The sequence below is a fragment of the Bacteroides finegoldii DSM 17565 genome (assembly GCF_000156195.1).
In the GTDB taxonomy this organism is placed as follows: Bacteria; Bacteroidota; Bacteroidia; order Bacteroidales; family Bacteroidaceae; genus Bacteroides; species Bacteroides finegoldii.
This window is the reverse complement of record NZ_GG688328.1, coordinates 58027-79117: the sequence shown is the minus strand read 5'-3', so window position 1 is coordinate 79117 and position 21091 is coordinate 58027. Positions and strand designations below refer to the sequence as shown.

Below are 21091 nucleotides of genomic sequence, written 5' to 3'. Positions count from 1 at the left end.
CAGTCTTTTCTTTTATTTACAGACTAACAATCTATCCGGATATCCGAAACGTCTTCATGCTCTTGGTAGAGCTTATGGAGTACGTTTTTTTATCATATTATTATTCTCTTTCATATCCTTCACTCGTTAATAAAAGCAAAAAGCAGGATTCTGTATTTAACTTCCACACTTTTATGCGTTCTAATAGACAAAGTTCAGAAAAAGAATCGATGATAAATGAGAATAAAATCAGAGAAACTTGTGCCTCGAATCGCGGACGGGGATTCAAGATGTTGATGGACGTTTTTCAGGAACCGATATACAATTATATTCGTAGACTGGTTGTATCCCATGAAGATGCAGAGGACGTACTTCAAGAAGTGTTTATCCGCGTGTTCCGGCACTTAGACCAGTTCCGTAGTGAAAGTTCTTTGAGTACGTGGATTTATCAGATCGCGACAAATGAAAGTCTGCGTTTACTGAATGACCGTAAAGAAGAAAGAAACGTTGCCTCCGAAGAGATTCAAGAGGAATTAATAAACAAGCTGCAAGCTTCTGATTACATTGATTACGAGAATGAGTTGGCTGTGAAATTTCAGGAAGCTATTTTGAGTTTACCGGAGAAACAACGTCTTGTGTTCAACTTGCGTTATTACGATGAACTCGAATACGAAGAAATAGCACGAATCTTGGACAGTAAAGTGGAAACACTTAAAGTAAACTACCATTATGCTAAAGAGAAAATAAAGGAATACATATTAAACAGATAGAAGAATGAAAAAGGATTTTGATTTTGACGATATTGGAAAACGTACCCCTTACCGTACTCCTGATGGCTTTTTCGAAGATATGCAACGGAGAGTGATGGAGCGTGCGGGAGTAAAGCAACGGCGGAAGTCACATTTGAAACTGATTGTTTCTGCAGTTGTTACGATGGCGGCAATATTAGCCGGATTCTTATTCGTTCCGTCCTTGCGTCAGATAAATGACGTTAAGTCGCCTTCTTCGATATTGGCTGTCGATAGAAGTAATGGCACGGACGTGGTAGATAAGTGGATTAAAGAATTGTCGGATGAGGAGTTGGAAGAGCTCGTCAGCTTCTCTGAAAACGATATATTTTTAAATTAAGTAACTCAATCAATTATTTAAAACGTAAAGATTATGAAGATGAAATTTATTTATGTACTTTTGGGTGCTCTCCTGTTGGGGAGTCAGATGAGCCTTTCTGCTCAAAACAATGATAACAGAGAAAAGAAACAGCGTCCTACGCAGGAACAAATGGTGCAGATGCAGACCAATCAGATGGTTAAAACGTTGATGTTGGATGATGCAACAGCAGCTAAGTTTACTCCTGTCTACGAGAAATATCTGAACGAATTGCGTGAATGTCGCATGATGAACCGTAAGCCCAGAGCGGAAAAAGCACAAGGTGCGGAAGCAAATGCTAAAAGAGAAGGTCAACGGCCGTCTATGACTGATGCGGAGATAGCAGCGATGTTGAAGAATCAATTTGCTCAGAGTCGCAAAATGTTGGATATTCGTGAAAAGTATTATAACGAGTTCAGCAAGATACTTTCTCAGAAGCAGATTATGAAGATCTATCAACAGGAGAAAAGCAATGCGAATAAATTCAAAAAAGAATTTGACCGTAGAAAAAAAGGACGTAAACCGGGACAAGGACACCATGAGGGACAGAAGCCTCGTGCTCCGCGTCAAGGTGAAAAATAAAGATTAGGTTCATTATTAGAGTTTTATTTTACTACATCGACACAAAATTGAACATAGGCAGCCATATTTGTTTTTTTCAGCGGCGTTTGATTAGTTGTTATGTCTTCTTGCTGATTATCAGTTTGGCTGCTTATGCGCAGTCCGGTGGAAAGCGTTTCTCCGGACGTGTCGTTGATTCGGAAACCTATCAGCCGGTACCGTTTGCTACGGTCCGGCTTTTGGCTTTATCGGATAGCTCCCTATTGGTAGGAGGGGCAACCGATGCGGAAGGTAAATTCCGATTGACCGTTGCCGCTCCCAAAAATAAGTCTTTGTTGCTTCATGTCTCTTTTATCGGATACACTGCGGTTTATCGGGAAGTATCGCCTGTAGCGGGCGGTCATAAAAATAATCTGGGCGATATACCTTTAGCTCCGGAAGTAATTGCTTTGGATGAAACCGTTGTGGTAGGACAAGCGCCTATGGCGGTAACCGAAGAAGATACAACCGTCTTTAATGCGTCTGCTTTTCGTACTCCCGAAGGTTCGATGTTGGAAGATTTAGTGAAACAACTTCCCGGTGGAGAGATAGATGCGGACGGAAAATTGTTGATTCATGGAAAAGAAGTGAAGAAGATTCTGGTAGATGGAAAGGAGTTCTTTTCCGACGATCCGAAAGCGGCATTAAAGAACCTCCCGGTGGAAATGGTGGAAAAGCTGAAAGCGTATGAACGTAAGTCTGATTTGGCACGTCTTACGGGGATTGATGACGGAGAGGAAGAAATGATTCTCGATCTGTCTGTGAAAAAGAATATGAAACTCGGCTGGATGGAGAATTTTATGGGTGGATATGGAAGCAAAGACCGTTATGAACTGGCCAATACATTGAACCGTTTTCGAGACAACTCCCAATTGACTATTATCGGAAACCTGAATAATACGAATAATCAGGGATTCTCTGAGATGCAAAAAGAATCAGCAGTCTCCAGCGGTAACCTGCGTACACAAAAAGGACTGACTACTTCCCGTTCTTTAGGTATTAACGCTACATACGATTGGCAACGCGTTAAATTTCGTTCGAATATTCAGTATGTAGGTACGGACAGGCTGGAAGATAGCCGTACGACAATCGATAACTTTCTCCGTCAAGATAAGTCGATAACGCAAAGTACGGGGCGCAACCGCCTGAAAAATGACAATCTGATCGCAAATGCGTTTTTGGAATGGAAGATGGATTCTGTTACAACCTTAATCTTTCGGCCCCAATACCGTACTGCCGCGAATGACAGACGTAACGGTAGTTTCCAGCAAGGGTGGGGGAATGATGTTTTGCTTAATGAGAAAGAGTCATCCGGAACCAATCATAATTCTTCGTACAATGTAACGATGATGATGCAACTCAGCCGTAAACTGAGTCGGATGGGGAGAAATATAGCCTTGAAAGTGGATTATGGAAGTAATGCCTCTTCAACGGACAGAAAGAATCTTTCTACCACGCATTATTTTAAGAACAATACGGAAAAAGTTCAGAATCAAAAGATAGAAGACGAAATAGACGGCTATAATTATCGGGTGCAACTGGTCTATGTAGAGCCGTTACCTTGGTTGCATTTTCTTCAGTTCCGTTACAGTTATCAGTATCGGGCGAATAATTCCGATCATTTCGTTTACAATTGGGATAAGGATCTGGACGAATTTACTCCCGATTATGATGAAGAGGCAAGCAACTGTTTCGAAAATCAGTATAGCAATCACTTGTTTAATGTTGCGGTTCGCACTTCCCGAAAGAAATATAACTATAATATAGGTGCCGACTTTGAACCTCAGAAGTCTGTGAGCCATTCCGTATTGAAAGATGATCCGGAAAATCAATTGGAAAGATCTGTTTTTAATTTCTCTCCTACCGTCAATTTCCGTTATAAGTTCTCCAAGCGCACCCGTTTGCAAATAGTATATCGGGGAAAGAGTCGCCAACCCAATATACGTGATCTGCAGCCTGTGACAGATCGTACCAATCCTTTGAACATCCGGGTGGGTAATCCTTCTTTGAAACCTTCTTATATAAATACATTTACGTTGAATTTCAATTCCTACAATATGAAACGTCAACGGAATATGGTTGCCACCGCTTTGGTTGAAAACACGATTAATAGCGTAACCAATCAAGTGACGTATGATAGCGAAACGGGGGTACGGACTACGACTCCACTCAATCTGAACGGGAATTGGCGGGCTTGGGGCTCTTTCTCCCTCAACACTCCTTTTAGAAACCGAAGCTGGATATTCCGCACCTACTCGTATCTGCAATACCGGAATCAGAACGGGTATACCACTATCAATAAAGAAGCTCCCGTGAAAAGTACTGTGAAACATCTTACTGCCCGTCAACGTCTGCAATTAACATATCGGACAAAGCAGATGGAGATCAGCGCACGTGCCGAGTTGCTTTATAATAATTCGCATAACAATGTGAAAGAGACGCGTACGGAAACGTATGATTATCGTTTCGGGACGGAAGTACAATATTATCTCCCTTGGGGAATGGAATTGTATACCGATCTTACCTATTTCCAACGTTCCGGCTATGGCTACGAAGGTTATGCTCGGGAGAATCTGATGTGGAATTGTCAGTTGTCGAAAGCCTTCTTGAAGCGGAAACAATTGTTGCTCCGTTTCAAGATATATGATATGCTCCGTCAGGATGTTTCAATGATACGTACCATTACCGCTACCGCTATCCGTGATACGGATTACAATGCGTTGGGTTCTTATTTTATGGTACACGCTATTCTACGCTTGAATCTGATGGGACGCTGAATGGAAATTAAATCTTCATTTGTCTGAAACCACTACCCTGTTTTGGTTGTTGTATGTCATGCGTATAAAACGGTGAAGAGTGGTAGTATGTTTAGATTGATGGAAAAAATAAAAGATGACGGCCGTTGGCGAATTTTCAAACTGAAATTGATTGATGCTCGGCTTTACTTCGTCAGTATCTTTGTTGGATTGCTGACGGGGCTTATTGCTGTCCCTTATCATTATTTGCTTCAATATTTCTTCAATCTACGTTACGACTTTTTCAACTCTCACCCCAAATGGTATTGGTATATCCTCCTTTTTCTATTGATGTGGGGCATTCTGGTATTTGTTTCTTGGCTGGTCAAGAAAATGCCTTTGATAACAGGGGGAGGTATTCCGCAGACACGAGGTGTCATTAACGGGAGGGTGGAATATAAACATCCTCTGATTGAATTGGTCTCTAAATTTGTGGGTGGAATACTTGCATTGAGTACGGGACTTTCTTTAGGGCGTGAAGGACCTTCCGTCCAGATCGGCTCCTATGTAGGCTGTTTGGTTTCCAAATGGGGCAGAGTGCTTGCCGGTGAGCGGAAACAATTGCTGTCTGCGGGGGCAGGTGCCGGGTTGGCGGCTGCTTTCGCTGCGCCGTTGGCTTCATCGCTGTTGGTTATTGAGTCCATAGAGCGGTTTGACGCTCCGAAAACCGCCATTACAACTCTTTTGGCGGGGGTAGTAGCCGGTGGGGTTGCCAGTTGGATTTTTCCGATTAATCCTTATTTCCAGATAGATGCGATAGTGCCGGGCATGACGTTTTGGTCGCAAGTGAAACTGTTTCTTTTGCTGGCTGCTGTTATTTCTGTTTTCGGAAAACTGTTCTCTATAACTACTCTTCAGGTGAAACGTATTTATCCTGCCATTAAGCACCCGGAATACGTGAAAATGCTGTATCTGCTTTTCATTGCTTTCATGATTTCTATGGCTGAAGTCAATCTGACTGGGGGAGGGGAACAGTTCTTGCTTTCGCAGGCTATGCATCCGGATATGCATATTCTCTGGATTGTAGGTATGATGTTATTACACTTGGTCTTTAGTATTTTTTCCTTTTCTTCGGGATTGCCGGGAGGAAGTTTCATTCCTACATTAGTGACAGGCGGACTGCTTGGGCAAATTATAGCCTTGATTATGGTTCAACAGGGAGTCATTGCCTATGAGAATATTAGTTATATCATGTTGATTTGTATGTCTGCTTTTCTGGTGGCAGTCGTCCGTACTCCTTTGACTGCTATCGTCTTGATAACGGAGATAACAGGACATCTGGAAGTATTCTATCCATCGATTGTTGTAGGAGGATTAACTTATTATTTCACGGAAATGCTCCAGATAAAACCCCTTAATGTGACTTTATATGAAGATATGATTCATTCGCCCGCATTTAAGGAGGAAACACGCTATACTTTGTCTGTTGAGGTGATGAGCGGTTCTTATTTAGACGGGAAAATTGTAGATGAACTTCGTCTGCCGGAACGTTGCATTATCATTAATGTCCATCGGGATAAGAAAGATTTTGCGCCTAAGGGACAAACGTTAATGCCGGGTGACCAGGTTCAGATAGAAATGGATTCACAAGATATCGAGAAACTATATGAACCTTTGGTCAGCATGGCAAATATTTATTGACCGGATTATTCAATGCTTCTGAGCCATGAAATTTCTTCTGCCCATTTGCTTTCATCCGGAGTTTCGAGTATGAGTGGGATATTATCGAATCTGGGATCTTTCATCAGTCTTTCAAAGAAAGCCTTTCCTATCAGGCCTTCGCCTATACTGTCGTGGCGGTCTACGTGGCTGCCCAATGCTTTCTTGGAATCATTCAGGTGCATTCCACGGAGATAACCGAAACCTACTTCCTTGTCAAATTCATCAAAGACCTTATCGTACTCGTTGACAAGGTCATAACCGGCCGTATAAGTATGGCAGGTGTCCAGACAAATACCTACCCGGCTTTTGTCGTCCACCCGGTCAATGATATATTTTAGTTGCCAGAATTCGCTTCCCAAGTTACTGCCTTGTCCGGCTGTATTTTCGATAACGGCCGTCACGTCTTTTGTCTTTTCTAACGCTAGATTGATACTTTCTGCGATAAGGGATAAACAGTCTTCGATTGATATCTTATTGAGAGAACTTCCAGGATGAAAATTCAATAACTTCAGGCCAAGCTGTTCGCAGCGTTGCATCTCGTCCAGAAAAGCGGCACGGCTTTTGGCAAGTCCTTCTTCTTCCGGATGTCCCAAATTGATGAGATAGCTGTCGTGAGGCAAGATGTATTCCGGTTGGAAACCATATTTATTACAATTCTCTTTGAAGAGAGCGATACTTTCTTCCGTCAATGGTTTGCTTACCCATTGGCGTTGATTCTTGGTGAACAAAGCAAACGCGTTTGCTCCTATTTCATGCGCATTGACAGGGGCAAGCTCTACCCCGCCGGATGCACTTACATGTGCTCCTATTTTTTTCATTGTTATATCTATAATTGTATGAGATGATTATGTTGGCTATGATTGCAAAGGTAATGAATATATTTAATATAGGAATATATTTAATAAAGTTTGAAACTGCTCCCGTTGTGCGTAGCTTTGAATGCTTTTTATTGTAGTAAAACTTGTGTTCTCTTATATCCTAACTTCCTTATGATTATATCTAAACTTCCGTTTTGCGGCAATGAAACTATAAACGAAGATTGCGTTTATAAAAACAAAGGCTTCATTTATATAAATGCAACCTTCGTTTTTATAATCAAAGGCTTCGTTTATAGATTGCGACTAGTCAAACCGAGATTTAGTTACTGATGAAGAGAAGTTTGGCTATAGGGAAGAAGAAGTTGTCTATTAGTAAAACATGGCTGAGTATGCGCCCTATTCATACGGAACGCTATTCGGATGAGATGTAAGTAAGCGTCTCTGCGATTCTATGTAAGCGTTTCCGAGATTCTATGATAGGTGAAAGACTGATGAGGGGAAGACCCTTCACCCGCAAACGACGATGAACAGGACGTTATGGCGAAAAGGTGAAGGGCTTTGAAATTTTAAATCCATACATGTTAGTTCGTTGGTTTTCGTGAATTGTATTGGGTTGTCATCGTGGAGAATACAGAGAGTGTCCTCGAACACCCTCCTGTATCTTTTAATTAATTCTTTTTATATTTCAAAGTCCGGCAAATAATCCGTCAGTACTTTACTGATCTGTTTGCCTTTTATCTGATCTGTTACAATTGTTGCACCTTCCTTTTTACCTGCATCATAGTTCAAAGAAACCTTTTCAGATTTGTTGGTAACAGTGATAGCGGCTTTTCCTTTCTCGGCCAGATTGCAGTTGATAACCCAATCTCCGACTTGAACGGTATTACCGTTACGGACTACTTTCATATCCGGGCGATTATTTCCATGAGTATCCATAACCGTTAAGAAACGGGCAACCTTGCATGGAACGGTTGTAGAAGAGAAATGCCAGTGATTAGGATATTTCAGAGCTTTCCCTTGCGCGTTCGTTACATTTTTCCAGTTTGTCGGAGCACAGAAGAAAGTATCTGCAATAGCCTGTTCTGTCTTAGCCGAACTGAAAAGGTGAGCTACAGATACTCCGCCTGCCTTATTCTTGCCCGTAACTTGCACTTCGTTCGGAAGTTCTTTCATTTCCATAGGAAGTTCTACCGTATGCAAAAGATAACTCCATGTTACAGCCTCTTTACCCTCCAGTTCGTCATAAATCACATATACGCCACTATTGCCTAATTGGATGATATGACGGCGGAACATATCCAGTTTGTTCTCATCCCATCCTTTTTCCGGAGTATATTGAGTACCCGATAGCTCACCGCGTTTCAGCCAAATGGGAGCAGTGACTTTTCCGTACGCATTGGACGCATCACCCACTATATAGGAAATCTTTTCCCCTTCATACCAACGTGGAATCCAGCCGTATCCTTCCGTACCTATCTTCTGCGTCATACCATTGACCAGAATACTATTGTGCGCACGTGTATTGCGGTAGGCGTACATGCAATGATCATCCGTAAAACCGGTACGATGACCGCTACTGTAGAAAATAGCCTTCCCACCATAGAACGTGTTGAAAGCATTCTGATTAGCCAGTGCATGAGAAGTGGAACCGTAAGGACTCGAACGGAATGAAAGCATGGCATTCTTACCTATATCTCCCAATGAAGTATGCATCGTTGCTATTCCCGTTTCGTTGAATACTTTTGTCATAGGGAGCTCAGCCAATGAACGTTCCTCTTTCGGCAATGATTTTTTAGTAGTACAGCGGTACCAAGTCAAGTCGCCGGATTTACCTAAGAATGTTTTCTTCATGATGTCCGGTTCTTTTTCCAATATCGTGCGTGCATAAGCTGCCGCCCACGGATTATTACATTCACGTGCCAGTGCATCTGCGTAGCCCACACGCGTGCCGTTCGGCTTCATCTTTGTCTCATGAGAATTCCCCTGTCCGGCAGATTTGGAGAATGGCGGTTGCTGATAGATGACATAAAGTGCATTGTTGTTATACCACGGGTCGGCAAAGAAATCGAATCCACTGATACGAGAGTAGAAAGCAGACACTTCGATTAACGTGCGGAGATTGACATGGAAATAAGAATCGCCATTATGCCATCCTCCGTCTGTATTAAGTCCCGGCAGACGAGATACCCATTCATTGTAACAATAATCCACCCAGGTGGAAGCCATCGGAAGTTCGCCGTACGTTGCGAAAGCCGCCATATTCAGAATACGGAAAGTCATTTGCCAGACATGATTGTCGGCAATACGGTTTTCCAGATGATTGACATACTCATGATAGAACTTCTTGCCATTATCGCGGATCGTTCTCAAGAGCAGTTTTTTTTCTTCCGGTTTCATCAGGTTATACCATGCATCGTATGCCGAAGTACTCATCGACAGAATCGTGGAACGGTTGAAATCTCCTGCAAAATACTTGCTGTTTTTCCATGAGAGAATTTCAGAAAGGCGTTTGATACCTTCCTTATAATACACCTCATCTTTAGTCAGCAGATAAGCGCGTACCATTGCTTCAATGTTCGCTTCTTCACGGTCTACAATCTTTCGGCTTTCCCGAATCAGTGCAGAACGGTATTGCACGATGTTCGTCAGTTTCACAACCTGTGTCGTATCAATTTCCTCTTCCAAATGTTTCAGCGGGTGATTCAAACATTTATTGGCCTTTGTGATATACGCCTGTGCTTCCGGGTTGTTCTTATTCCGTTCGATGATGTTATCCCAGTCGTTCGCATCGAGCAGAATGCGGGGATGAGTCTTTGGAAATTTAGCCAATACTTCTTGTTGTGAAGGCGGGTTGAAAGTACGCGTCTGCTCGTCTACATAGAAATGGTAAACAGGCGACCATTCCTCCTTACCGTCTTTGTCAACGTATGCGTGCTGCCAATACCATTTTCCTTTCCCGAACAATTTGAAAGGATTGAAGAATGCCCATTTCCTTTCAGCGGTGATAACTTCCGACTTGAACTCCGGATCACGTGCGATGCGGATACGATAAGTTACTTCCGGTTTGAAATCCTCTTCTTCCACACCGTCGAGTACGGCGCCGAGATGCGGATACTTATCCGGCCACATGAAGCGTGGCGGATTAACTGCAATATGCTGTCCATCCAGTGGCGAAGGAGTTTCGCGTACCTCATGCATCAATGTCTGTTGGCTAAGGCGCATAATACCTTTCTGGGCATATCCGTTTGCGGATAACAGGATGGAAAACAAAAGGAGAATATAGCTTCGTTGTTTCATAATCATGCTTTTTTAAACAGTTTTTTCAGTTTCACTGTCTTATTGTTAATCAACGGGCGAGCCCAAAAGCCGATGAACGTGATGTATCCTACAAAGACCAGGATAAACAACATACCTGTTCTCAGCGACGTAGCATCGGCTATCGTGCTGACAATCATCGGACCGCCTGCTCCGCCTACGATTGCGGAACATAAAATACCGGCAAAGGAGCCATGATGTTGTGAGGCGGAATTCAAGGCCAGAGAGAACACGATGGAGTACATCATTGAAATGCTGAATCCTACGGCAGGGAAAGCAATCAAAGCAATTCCCTTGCTTCCGAATAAAGCGGAAAGCAACAACACAATCGTCAATACTCCCGAAATCTGTAACAATCGTTTGCTGTCAATCAACTTCAGCAGCAACATTCCGACCAGACAACCGGCCGTCATCAATCCCCAAAAATAACTAACGGCTTGCGCGCCATCTGTTTGAGGGTTGACTCCATGATACTGTTCGAGGAATGTACTCATAAAGATAGAAGTGCCCTGCTCTGTGCTGACATAACAGAAGATTCCCAGAAAGAACAGCCATACATACTTTTGTTTGAATAAAGCCAGATAGGAATCCTTTGATCCGCTTTTCTCGTCTTCTTTCAATTCAATTTTCGGGAAACGGGAGAGACTGACGGCAATCAACATGACCAACAGAATTAAGGCGAATACCCAATAAAGCGATACCCAAGGCATTTCCCGCGGGGTGACGTCTGCCAATAAATCAATGAAGAATCCTTTTCCGGCTGTGTACGTTGCCGGATCAAGTTCGCGAATCAGATAAGTATACACTAAAGGACTCAGGAAAGAAGCGATTCCAAACATAAATTGCGCCAGTTCGGCAACAAACGCATAGTTCTCTTCCCCTCCCACAGTACGTTGAAGCGGATTCAGTACCGTTTGCAGCATAGCCATCCCCAAGCCGATGATGAAGGAAGAAGCCAGCAACATCGGATAGGTATGCATACAAGCAAACAGAATCGTTCCGATAAACGGCATTAGGAATCCGCCGAACAATACCGGCTTTTCACCGAAACGGTCGATCAGTAACCCGGCGGGAATGGACATGATGGCATAAGCCAGAAAGAAAGAGGTCGGGATAAAACCCGCCATTGCCAGGTCATTTAAATTGAAGTTGTGAATGATGTCCGGAATAAGTGGTCCCAGAATATTAGTGATAAACGAGATTGTGAACCAAAACGCCATTATCAGCACCAGCATTCCTATATTTCTTTTCATAATTTTGAATAAGTTGAAAGTTGACAATTGGAAGTCGAGAGTTTATTCAACTTTTAACTTTCCATTAAAGAAGAGGGAAGCGGCCCCGATACTTCCTGCCTTATTGCCTAATGCGGCAGCCATGATTTCCGTATTCACGGCACAGTCGGAGATAGCATGACGGTGTGCTTTTTCACTTACCTTCCGGATATAAAAATCACCGGCTTCGGAAAGGCCTCCGCCGATCACAATCTTCTGAGGGCTGAACGTATTGATGAATCCGGCAATACCGTGTCCCAGAAAATCGCAATGTTCTTTCAGTGATTCGGTGGCAATCTTATCGCCTTGTTTGTAAAGACGCACAATCAATTCACCGTTGATTTCTTCGCCCGGGTAGGAGATACCGGCTTCTGCTATTCGTTTACTGAAACGTCGTACGAGAGCGGAAGTAGAAGCATAGTGCTCCAGACAGCCGACAGAACCACAAGCGCAGGGCTCTCCATTGGCTATTAAGGGTACGTGCCCTAATTCCGTTCCCCGATTGGCAAAACCGTTGAATAATTTACCGTCGATAACAACTGCACCGCCGATACCGGTTCCTACCGTTAAGAAAACAACATGAGTCGCTCCTTTGCCTGCCCCGTACATAGTTTCACCTAGTCCCATCAGGTTAGCGTCATTTCCCAATAAAACCGGAATGCCGGTTTCTGCTTCAATGCGGTCTGCCAAACATAGGTTTTCCCATCCCTTGATGTTCTCCGCACCTCCCAGAACGATCCGGTTCGTACAATCTACGATACCCGGTGTTCCGATTCCTATACCGTTAATCTTATAATCCTGTTCTTTTGCAAAAGCCTTCACTTCATTAATGGCGGCAACCAACTGTCCGATGACCGCTTCTGCCGATACATCGGCTTTCGACGGCAACTTCCCTTGAAAATGAAATACGCCTTCATTATCAATAAGGGCGTATTTCACTGAAGTTCCGCCAAGGTCAATTCCTATAGCGTATTCTTTTTCCATATCATTTTAATACTTGATTTACACTCTTTCTGCCCAGATCGGTGAACTCCACGCCCATTGTCCGTCGCGTTGACGGGCGCGTACATAGTAATAATCCGTATCACGTTGAGGCTCTTTATCCTCCATGTAATGTTCTACCGTGAAGCAACTTTCCGGCATAGCGCGGTTGAAGAGGATCGCTTCGCTCAACCAGCCGATCATAAAGTGTGAACGTGAACCTTCAAGCAGTTCACCTAATGTATGTTCAAACTTCTTGCCATTGAATTCTGCGATAATCTTACCGTCTTTCGGCATTTCCACATCAAGTATTACAGCCTGCATAGCCGCTGTGGTAGTATTCGGATTCTTGCTGCTGTACATATCCAGTTCGGTTTCCTTGTCGTTCACGGAAACGATGCGGTTGACGTGTGTGTGGAATTCTGTTTCACCTTCTTGCGGAGAAGTGAAGGCCGCACCACGGAAGCAAGGAGTTACACCGTGCAATTTTCCTTTATCCAAAGACAGTTTACCCTGCCAGTGTACATATTGTTCTTCGCGGTTCCAACCGAAATCCATCTTCACTTTGCAACGTACCGTGTCACCTTCCGGAGCAACCGGAGTCAACGGACCGTTCATGCGGGCCAGAATCTGACCGTTCTTTATAATATCTACATAGTCGATACAGCTTTCACCGGTTACATTCACATAGATGCGTCGGCTGTTTCCGCGAACTACATCTCCCATAAAGGCGTCATTCAACCGGAAATCGATAAGAATCTTATCACCTGTTGCGGCGCATACGTGGCGGGTACGGAGTGCGTCCCAGATTGCATCACGGGTTAACGATGGAGCAAGCACTCCGATGCGTCCGTCTCCGTAACTTCCCGGATAACCGGAATGCTGGTCGGTAGAAGCCATGATACCGAACTTATTGCCTAACTCAAGACCGTATTGAATGGTTCCTTCCCATTGGCGAGGTCCCATATCATGCAGATACGGATAATCTCCCTGATCACTTTCCGCCAGACCGTGACGGGAATACATCTCTACGAACGGAGTCTGATCTCCTTCGGTGAAACATTTCCAGTTGTAGCCACGATAACCACCTTGATAACCCATGTGGTGCGGAGTGATAAATACTTTATGTCCTTTGGCTTTTTGTTTCCAGTCCTCAATAGAAGTACATTCAACAAGCGGTGCATCCAGGTCATAGTTCAATGCCACATGGTCACCATGTTCCATGCTGTGAGCTTCGTAGCCGATAAAAGCGAGGAATTCACCTTCTTTATTGTATTCGTTTGTCATGGCTACATATTTCTCGTAACCACCTTCACGCAAACGTTTGAAAGCACCTGTATGATAATCGATTACCCATTTCAGACGAGGATCGTCAGCTCCGGGAATATCCGGCCACATGGCATGGGGGGTGACGCTGACAAAATCCAATTGTCCTTTTGCTGCTTCAAAAGCGTCGCGCATATCGCCGTGTCCGTATGTGATGTTACAGTGGTTATGTAAGTCTCCCCAATACATTTTGAGGTCGCTTGCCGATGGCATGATTTTCTTTGCATCTTTGCTGCCCGGTGCACAAGCACCCAATAAGCTGCCCGAAGCTGCCAATCCGAGGAAAGACCAGCCTGTGTTTTTTAAGAACTTTCTTCTATCCATGGTTTTAGTAATTAGTTTATCTGTTTTTCATTAGTCGGCGATCCCCTTTGAAAAGAACTTTCTCTTTCTCATCAGGATCGGTGTCTTTGTACTGTTTTTGAGTCTCCTCAAGAAGTTGCATCAGTTCCTTTTGTTTTTCTGCATATTCCGGTTTGCCGAAAACATTATTCATTTCTCTGGGGTCGGCTTTCATGTCGTACATTTCCCATTCATCAATGTCGTTGTAGAAATGAATCAGTTTGAAATCTTGGGTACGGATACCGTAATGGCGTTTTACAGAGTGCTCCGCAGGATATTCATAATAATGATAATAAGCTGCTTTTCGCCAGTCGGCAGGAGTTTTGCCTTCGTTCACCAATATCGGTTTCAGCGAGGCACCTTGAATATCCGATGGTATTTCCACTCCGGCAAAGTCGAGGAAAGTAGGGGCAAAGTCAACATTCATGCTGATCGCATTGCTTACGCTTCCTGCTTTGATTGCCTTCGGATAACGGATGATAAGCGGCATACGCTGGCATTCTTCATACATGAAGCGTTTGTCGAACCAGCCATGTTCACCGAGGAAGAAGCCTTGATCGGAGGTATAGACAATAATTGTATTGTCCAGCTCACCAATATTTTCGAGATAATTCATCAGGCGACCGATGTTCTCGTCTACTGCCAATGTGGTAGCCAGATAATCGCGCATATACTGTTGGTATTTCCAACTGATCAACTCTTTGCCTTTCAAGTCGCCCTTACGATATTCTGCGATACGTTGTGCATACACAGAATCCCATTTGTCCTGTACTTCTGCAGGCATACGTTTGTACACACTGTAAAGACGGTTGGTAGTATCTTTCAGCATTTCTTCACGAGTCAGCAGTTTGAGATCCCAGTCGTCAGTCAAAGTGTGTTCGATAGACATATCCTGTTCACGAGCCGCTCTTCCACGTCCTTCGTAGTCGTCGAACAAGTTGGCAGGTTCGGGAAAGGTAGTATTGTTGAAGATACCCAGATAGCGGGGAGCAGGCATCCAGTTGCGGTGCGGTGCTTTCTGATGATACATCATGCAGAACGGTTTGCTCTTGTCGCGGCCTTCGAGGAATTTGATGGCTTTATCTGTGATAATGTCTGTTGCATATCCTTTTTCAACGATATGTTTACCGTCTTCCCAGAAGTCAGGATCGTAATAGTCGCCTTGTTCATGCTGACCGCTAAGGATGCTCCAATGGTCGAAACCTTGCGGCTCACTGATAAGGTGCCACTTGCCGATCATGGCAGTCTGATATCCGGCTTGTTGAAGAAGCTTTGGAAATGTCTGCTGGTCACCGTTGAAAGTGCTGGCATTATCGGTAAAGCCGTTCTCGTGACTGAACTTACCGGTCAGGATACAAGCACGTGAAGGACCGGAGAGAGCGTTGACAGCATAACAATTATCGAAACGGATACCTTCGTTGGCAATCCGGTCCATGTTAGGAGTCTGGATCAGATTTCCTCCATAGCATGACATTGCCTGAGTGGTATGGTCATCCGTCATCATGAAAATGATGTTCGGCTGTTTGGCTTCTTCCTTCTTTTGACCACCGCATGAAGCAAGGCTTAATGCAGCCAACGGGAGGAATAGGGTAGAGGGGGTTTTCATCAATTACTATATTTTGTATTTTAGTGACTGTTTCTTTCCGTTTACTTTCACTTCTACTTCCAGACCATTTTCATCGAACGCTTTGTTCTTGAATTTAGCGTCAAATTTAGGGGCATCTGCGCTTTTCTTTACCGGATAGATCACAGTGATATAACGTACAGCTTCTTCGCCGTCTTTCTTCACGTTGAATGATACATTCATACGTTTGTAACGTTTGCGGTAAGCTGTAGAACACCATCCCGGTTCTTTTTTCATAGTCATGCCGATAGGACCGAAACATTGCAGTTTCATGTTGCTTCCATCCTCGAACTGAGTAAGGAATGTCATGTCTTCGCGACTGTTTGCGATTTCTCCCTTCGGCATTTGATAATGAAGGTTGATGGAACCTTTGGCGCTGCCTGCCAATTCGTCTACAATTACAAAGTATGTGTTGTCGACGAAGAAAACGGAACGACGGTGCTTCAAGTTTTTGTAGCTTGGGTTTTCAGTCACCAACGTCTGGATTGTTCCTTCCGGCTGCCATAACTTAGTTACAGATTCTGTTGTATCCAGATTTTTGTTGTTCAGAGTCACAGTGTTGTGAACACAAGTCTGACGGTGCCAATTGCGTTGTTCCATTACTTCACCTTCGCCTGCATACACATACGAACCTGAATCCGGGAACAGATTTTTGCCATTGAACCATAGTTCGAATGTACCGTTGTCCGGTTGGCAGTGCCAGAAAGCTTTCGGACCGGCTTTTACCACCATTTGAGTAGCGTCCGTTCCCCAAGAGTTGCGGAATACGAAGAAACCTGATTTCAAGAATCCTTTAGACATATAATCCGGCAATGCACCTTCTTTACCTTCTGTTGCGAAGTATTTGATAGCCTGGTTTTTCGGGAATAATTTGCTCCATGATTTGTAGTTCTTCACCACTTCCTTCTTTGTTGTCAGTTTTGCGTCACTGAAACACGGATTTGTGTAGTCGGGAAAGGAGATGTTTGCATAGAACATAATCATGCTTTCGATAGTATCCAAATAGTCTTGTGGGAATTCTTTGCGGAATCCGTTTGCGTCTGCGATACCTAGTGCTTTACAGAAGATATTGATTGCGGCAAGATGATAATGCGGGTCAAGCTCGAATTGTCCCCCATCTTCATATACCTGTACATGAATTTCACGGTTCAGGATATCAATGCCGCTCTTTCTCCATGCCGGAGCGTCCTTGAATTCAGGGAAGAAAGCACCGGCATAAATCATACGCTGAGCTTCAAACAACAAGTGGTTACCTTGATCTGAGTAATTACCCAAAATATGTACAGCGTGTTTGTGATAGTTCACCAAGAACTCAGTTAGGAAATCTGGAGTGAAGGAAGGAGAGGGGAGGAACAGCTGGAATTGTGAGGTTTGATCTTGCAGACGGTTGCTCACTTCCAACGGACGCCATGCAAAACGTACGTTTTCCACTTCACCTTTAAGTTTGCTGTCACTCAACATTTCATATTCTTTTTTATCCATCTTCACCAACGGATTCTTTTTTATCCAGTCGATGTACTGATGAGCCCATTCTTTGGCATATTTCTCATCACCGGATACACGGTAAGCCTTACCCATCGGAGTGAACCATTTGTGACGGTGCAACTGCCAACGGAGTTCGTTATCTTTCACCGGCCAATATTGCCAGTTGATGTCTTCTCCATAATTATAAGAAGGTTGATAACCTTTGTGTACAAAGAAAGTATGTTGCAGCGCGTCGTCTGCCCATTTCTGTTCTTCTTTACCGATAGTGATTTTGTTCAGATTGATATCCGGAGTTTTTACGTTTGTACGTGCGCGATAGTAATCAAGCAAAGCTTTGGCTGCATCCGCATTTTTACCTTCCTGATGAAGTGCTTTCACTTTTTCCAGTCCCGGATAGTCCAGATTGAGAAGTGAAAATACTTCGCTTTTCAACTCTTGGGCATAACCTTTGCCTACGAGACATGCAAATGTCAGTAGGACGATATATTTTAAAGTTTTATTCATGATATACTTTACGATTTTAAAATTTACTATTGGATTCTTACTCTTATATTATTGAATCACTCTCAACTCTCCATTCTCAATTCTCAACTTCTTCAACTCCATGAATCTCTTCAATGCTTCCAGATAGTAGTAGTCGGCATAGTTCAGTGGAGTGTCTATTTCAGAACCGTTAGGTAATGAGCCGACAGAGTGCAATAGGATAAATCCTTGATTGTCGCCAACTTTTGCAAGGTATGCATCGCTTGACAAACTCTTCAGAATCTTTTCTTGCGTAATCCAGATATTTCTGTCCGTCGGGAACCATAGTGCTCAACTCGATTAATGCAGAAGCAGTAACAGCGGCGGCGGATGCATCACGCGGAGTCTCTTCTGTCACAGGAGCGTCATAGTCCCAATAAGGAATAGCGTCGTCAGTCTTCACACGATCCATTATCATGTTGGCTACTTTCACTGCAAAGTTCAAGAAAGTAGTGTCGTTTGTTTCACGGTAGCAAGCTGTGTAACCATATACAGCCCATGCCTGGCCGCGTGCCCATGAAGAATCATCGTTCTTGCCTTGATGAGTCTGTTTGCGTTCTACTGTTCCGTCGTTGTTGTAGCTCACTACATGCCAGCAAGTATAATCCGGACGGAAATGGTTGTTCATGGTAGTCATGGCGTGTTTAACGGCAATATCTTTATATTTGTTGTCACCTGTTGCTTTTGCTACGTTAAACAGAAGGTCGAGGTTCATCATGTTGTCGATGATAACCGGGAAGTTCCATGTTCCGAAATCCCATGAACGGATAGCGGCGATAGAATCGTTGAAACGTCCGCAGAGGTTGTCGGCAGTTTCTTTCATCACAGCTGCGATAGTATCGTTAGGGGCCAGACGTTCAGCATTGCCATAACTGCAATTGATCATGAAGCCTAAATCGTGTGTGCCTTTGTAATAGCGTACAGGATTCAAGAGATTTGTATATTGAATGGCTTGTGCTTTCAGAGTATCGTTTCCTGTCAGTTCGTATGCGTACCATAAAGAACCAGGAAAGAAACCGCTTGTCCAGTCATAAACGCCACAGAGACGGCGTTTACCTAATTGCTCTGCAGTCGGTTGTGCGCGAAGTGAGTCTTTGAAAGTCAGTGAGTCTCTTTCTAATTGACGGCAAAGAAACGCCATGTCATAGCCTGTGCGGATAGAACGCGGCAACATACCTGTGCCATTAATTTCCTCTGCGGAAAGCTGTAATTGTGCAGAAGCTACATCCAGTCCTTTTTTTATCCAACTGTAGTCTTCCTTAGGGGCTGTTTGGCACGATGCAAGCGCAATTGTAACCGAAGCAAAGAGAACGAGTTTCTTTTTCATGTTATTCATTTTAAGTGATTGTTTTTAGAAGTTTTGTAACTGATGCAAAAGTAGGTGAAAGCTCTAATTTCGCGTTACAAGATTGTCGAAAAGACATTCAATTAAGGCTTTTCAAATTTAGATTTTGTTGAAAAAGGTTTTAATATTCTCCAATATGCCCTATAATCAGGCATATTGGAGAGAATTGGGATCAGTTCCATTTAGGATTTTGTACAAACTGTTCACATAAGTCCATATCACGTTGTGGGATAGGATAAAGTTCATGTTTGCCAAACACTGTATATCTTCCTGCGGTATTATATGCTTTGTTTTTGGCCATATTATCATCAAAGAACCACTCTGTGATTGCATTGGATGTTTCTTTAACAGTTTTATAGTAGATGTCCCAACGTACTAAGTCCATACGGCGGTGTCCTTCGAATGCAAGTTCATAAGCGCGTTCGTCTTGAATAGCTTTGCGGAAGTCTTCGTAAGATAAGTTCTTTAAATTATATTTGTTGTTTCCATAGGCACGTTCACGTACTTTGTTTATAGCATCGTATGCCTCTTTAGTCGGGCCTTGCTTCCATTCGTTGAGAGCTTCTGCATATAGCAGTAATACATCAGCATAACGTAAGAAATACCAGTTGACATTTGATTTGTCATTATTGATTAATTTATTCTTTACGTATTTTTCAATGTCCCATTTGGCGGGGGTGTAGTTTTGTTTTTCTTTGTTCTTTAATTTACTATCTGCATCATTTTCCAATGCTTTTTTATCAGTATCACTTTTACCTTTAGCATATAAAACTTTGTTTGGACTATATTGGTAATTTGCTACTGAAAGGTTCAGGCGTTTGTCTTTAACGGTTTCCGGATTATATACCTCACCGTCTGTCAAGTCCTTTTCTCTCCATTTCAGAACGAAAGGATGAATAACCTTAACATTACCTGCGCAACTTCCACGTTCTCCTGCAAGCATTGTCGTTTTTACTCCATTCCATTTTCCAATGCGTCCGCACGGGTCACTGGCGCCTCCGGATGCTGTCGGACTGTAGAAACTGATTTCAATTAAACTTTCAGTAGGATCCCAAACACCATTACAAGTATTTTCCCATAATTGTTTAAAGTCATTTAACAAATCATGTTTTTGTGATTCGACCAGCACCTTCGCAGTTTTGGCTGCCTCTGCCCATTTAGTGTGATCTTTAACCGGATATCCGGCCCATGTGGCATAGACTTTGGTTAATAGGCCTAAAGCAGCTCCCTTGGACATACGGTATTTATTGCTTTGGCGATTTGTATCGTCTATTGCATAAGGAAGTGTTTGTATAGCATATAACAAGTCTTCTTCAATAAATTTATAAATAGTTTCAGGTTTTTCCTGAACGAAAGTACTTGGAGCTTGTTCGGACATTGCTGTATTAGTCATTAATGGCACATTACCAAATCTGCGTACTAACTCGAAATAGCACATACCACGAATAGCTCTTGCCTCGGCTATGTAAATATAAGCCAATTGCTTGTCGGTTTCATTGAAATCGTTCATCCGTTGTTGAAGAATCTCCATGAAATCATTCGCATTATAAATAGCTTTATATAAAGCAGCCCATGTTTGTTGTATTTCTGCTTGGCTTGCATTAAAAGCATTGGAAGGAATGATACGGTAATTTTCAGTAGTACTTCCTTCTACTTGTTCACAATCTGTTGCCAGATTGAACAGAATTGAGAGGTGATAGCCATACATGGCATCACTCACTAAACTTTGATAAACGCCTAACAATACAGTTTCCGCTTCTAAGGCGTTTTTCATGAATCTATTTTTATCAATCTCTGTCCGAGATTCTTCGTCAAGCGAGCATGAGAAAGGAAGTATGCACATCGCTGACAATAATATATAATAAAATATCTTTTTCATT

Annotated in this window: 13 protein-coding genes and 1 pseudogene; 5 read left to right on the top strand and 9 right to left on the bottom strand. The window is 43.1% G+C overall.

Annotation, left to right across the window (positions count from 1 at the left end):
* Positions 1-209: 209 nt before the first annotated feature.
* The 5 genes from BACFIN_RS0220110 (at position 210) to BACFIN_RS05565 (ending at position 6161) form a co-directional block, all read left to right on the top strand.
* Positions 210-749 carry an RNA polymerase sigma factor gene (locus BACFIN_RS0220110; RefSeq protein ID WP_032839826.1) on the top strand — a complete coding sequence of 180 codons (540 nt, stop codon included), beginning with the start codon at positions 210-212 and terminating at the stop codon, positions 747-749.
* Positions 750-753: 4 nt separating this feature from the next.
* Positions 754-1107 (top strand): hypothetical protein, encoded by a 354-nt coding sequence (locus BACFIN_RS05550; RefSeq protein ID WP_007756024.1) that lies wholly within the window; start codon positions 754-756, stop codon positions 1105-1107.
* Positions 1108-1140: 33 nt separating this feature from the next.
* A complete protein-coding gene (locus BACFIN_RS05555; RefSeq protein WP_007756023.1) occupies positions 1141-1707 on the top strand; it encodes a hypothetical protein in 567 nt (188 codons plus the stop codon).
* Positions 1708-1754: 47 nt separating this feature from the next.
* Positions 1755-4502, top strand: coding sequence for a TonB-dependent receptor (locus BACFIN_RS05560; RefSeq protein WP_032839824.1), 2748 nt, complete (start codon positions 1755-1757; stop codon positions 4500-4502).
* An 87-nt stretch (positions 4503-4589) separates the two neighbouring features.
* A complete protein-coding gene (locus BACFIN_RS05565) occupies positions 4590-6161 on the top strand; it encodes a ClC family H(+)/Cl(-) exchange transporter (protein ID WP_007756017.1) in 1572 nt (523 codons plus the stop codon).
* 5 nt (positions 6162-6166) lie between these two features.
* On the opposite strand, the gene nfo is transcribed toward BACFIN_RS05565, so the two are convergent.
* The 9 genes and pseudogenes from nfo to BACFIN_RS05610 all read right to left on the bottom strand — a co-directional run bounded on the left by nfo (position 6167) and on the right by BACFIN_RS05610 (position 21090).
* Entirely contained in the window at positions 6167-7000 is an 834-nt protein-coding gene (gene nfo / locus BACFIN_RS05570) for a deoxyribonuclease IV (RefSeq protein ID WP_007756015.1), read from the bottom strand.
* Positions 7001-7678: 678 nt separating this feature from the next.
* Positions 7679-10297: a DUF4962 domain-containing protein gene (locus BACFIN_RS05575; RefSeq protein WP_032839833.1), complete on the bottom strand. Its 2619-nt coding sequence runs from the start codon at positions 10295-10297 to the stop codon at positions 7679-7681.
* Positions 10298-10299: 2 nt separating this feature from the next.
* Positions 10300-11568, bottom strand: a complete 1269-nt coding sequence (locus BACFIN_RS05580) for a sugar MFS transporter (RefSeq protein ID WP_007756009.1) — start codon at positions 11566-11568, stop codon at positions 10300-10302.
* 42 nt (positions 11569-11610) lie between these two features.
* Complete coding sequence (locus BACFIN_RS05585; RefSeq protein WP_007756007.1) at positions 11611-12570, bottom strand: ROK family protein; 960 nt, start codon at positions 12568-12570, stop codon at positions 11611-11613.
* 18 nt (positions 12571-12588) lie between these two features.
* Positions 12589-14217, bottom strand: coding sequence for a PHP domain-containing protein (locus BACFIN_RS05590; protein ID WP_007756004.1), 1629 nt, complete (start codon positions 14215-14217; stop codon positions 12589-12591).
* A 16-nt stretch (positions 14218-14233) separates the two neighbouring features.
* The gene (locus tag BACFIN_RS05595; RefSeq protein WP_007756003.1) at positions 14234-15841 is read right to left on the bottom strand and encodes a sulfatase family protein; all 1608 of its coding nucleotides are present in this window, start codon (positions 15839-15841) and stop codon (positions 14234-14236) included.
* Between the two features lie 6 nt (positions 15842-15847).
* On the bottom strand, positions 15848-17848 hold the full coding sequence (hepC, locus tag BACFIN_RS05600; protein WP_007756002.1) for a heparin-sulfate lyase HepC: 2001 nt from the start codon (positions 17846-17848) through the stop codon (positions 15848-15850).
* A 48-nt stretch (positions 17849-17896) separates the two neighbouring features.
* Positions 17897-19202 (bottom strand): annotated as a pseudogene (locus BACFIN_RS20930) (DUF4995 domain-containing protein).
* A gap of 181 nt (positions 19203-19383) precedes the next feature.
* Positions 19384-21090 (bottom strand): RagB/SusD family nutrient uptake outer membrane protein, encoded by a 1707-nt coding sequence (locus BACFIN_RS05610; protein WP_007755995.1) that lies wholly within the window; start codon positions 21088-21090, stop codon positions 19384-19386.
* Between the last annotated feature and the right edge of the window lies 1 nt (position 21091).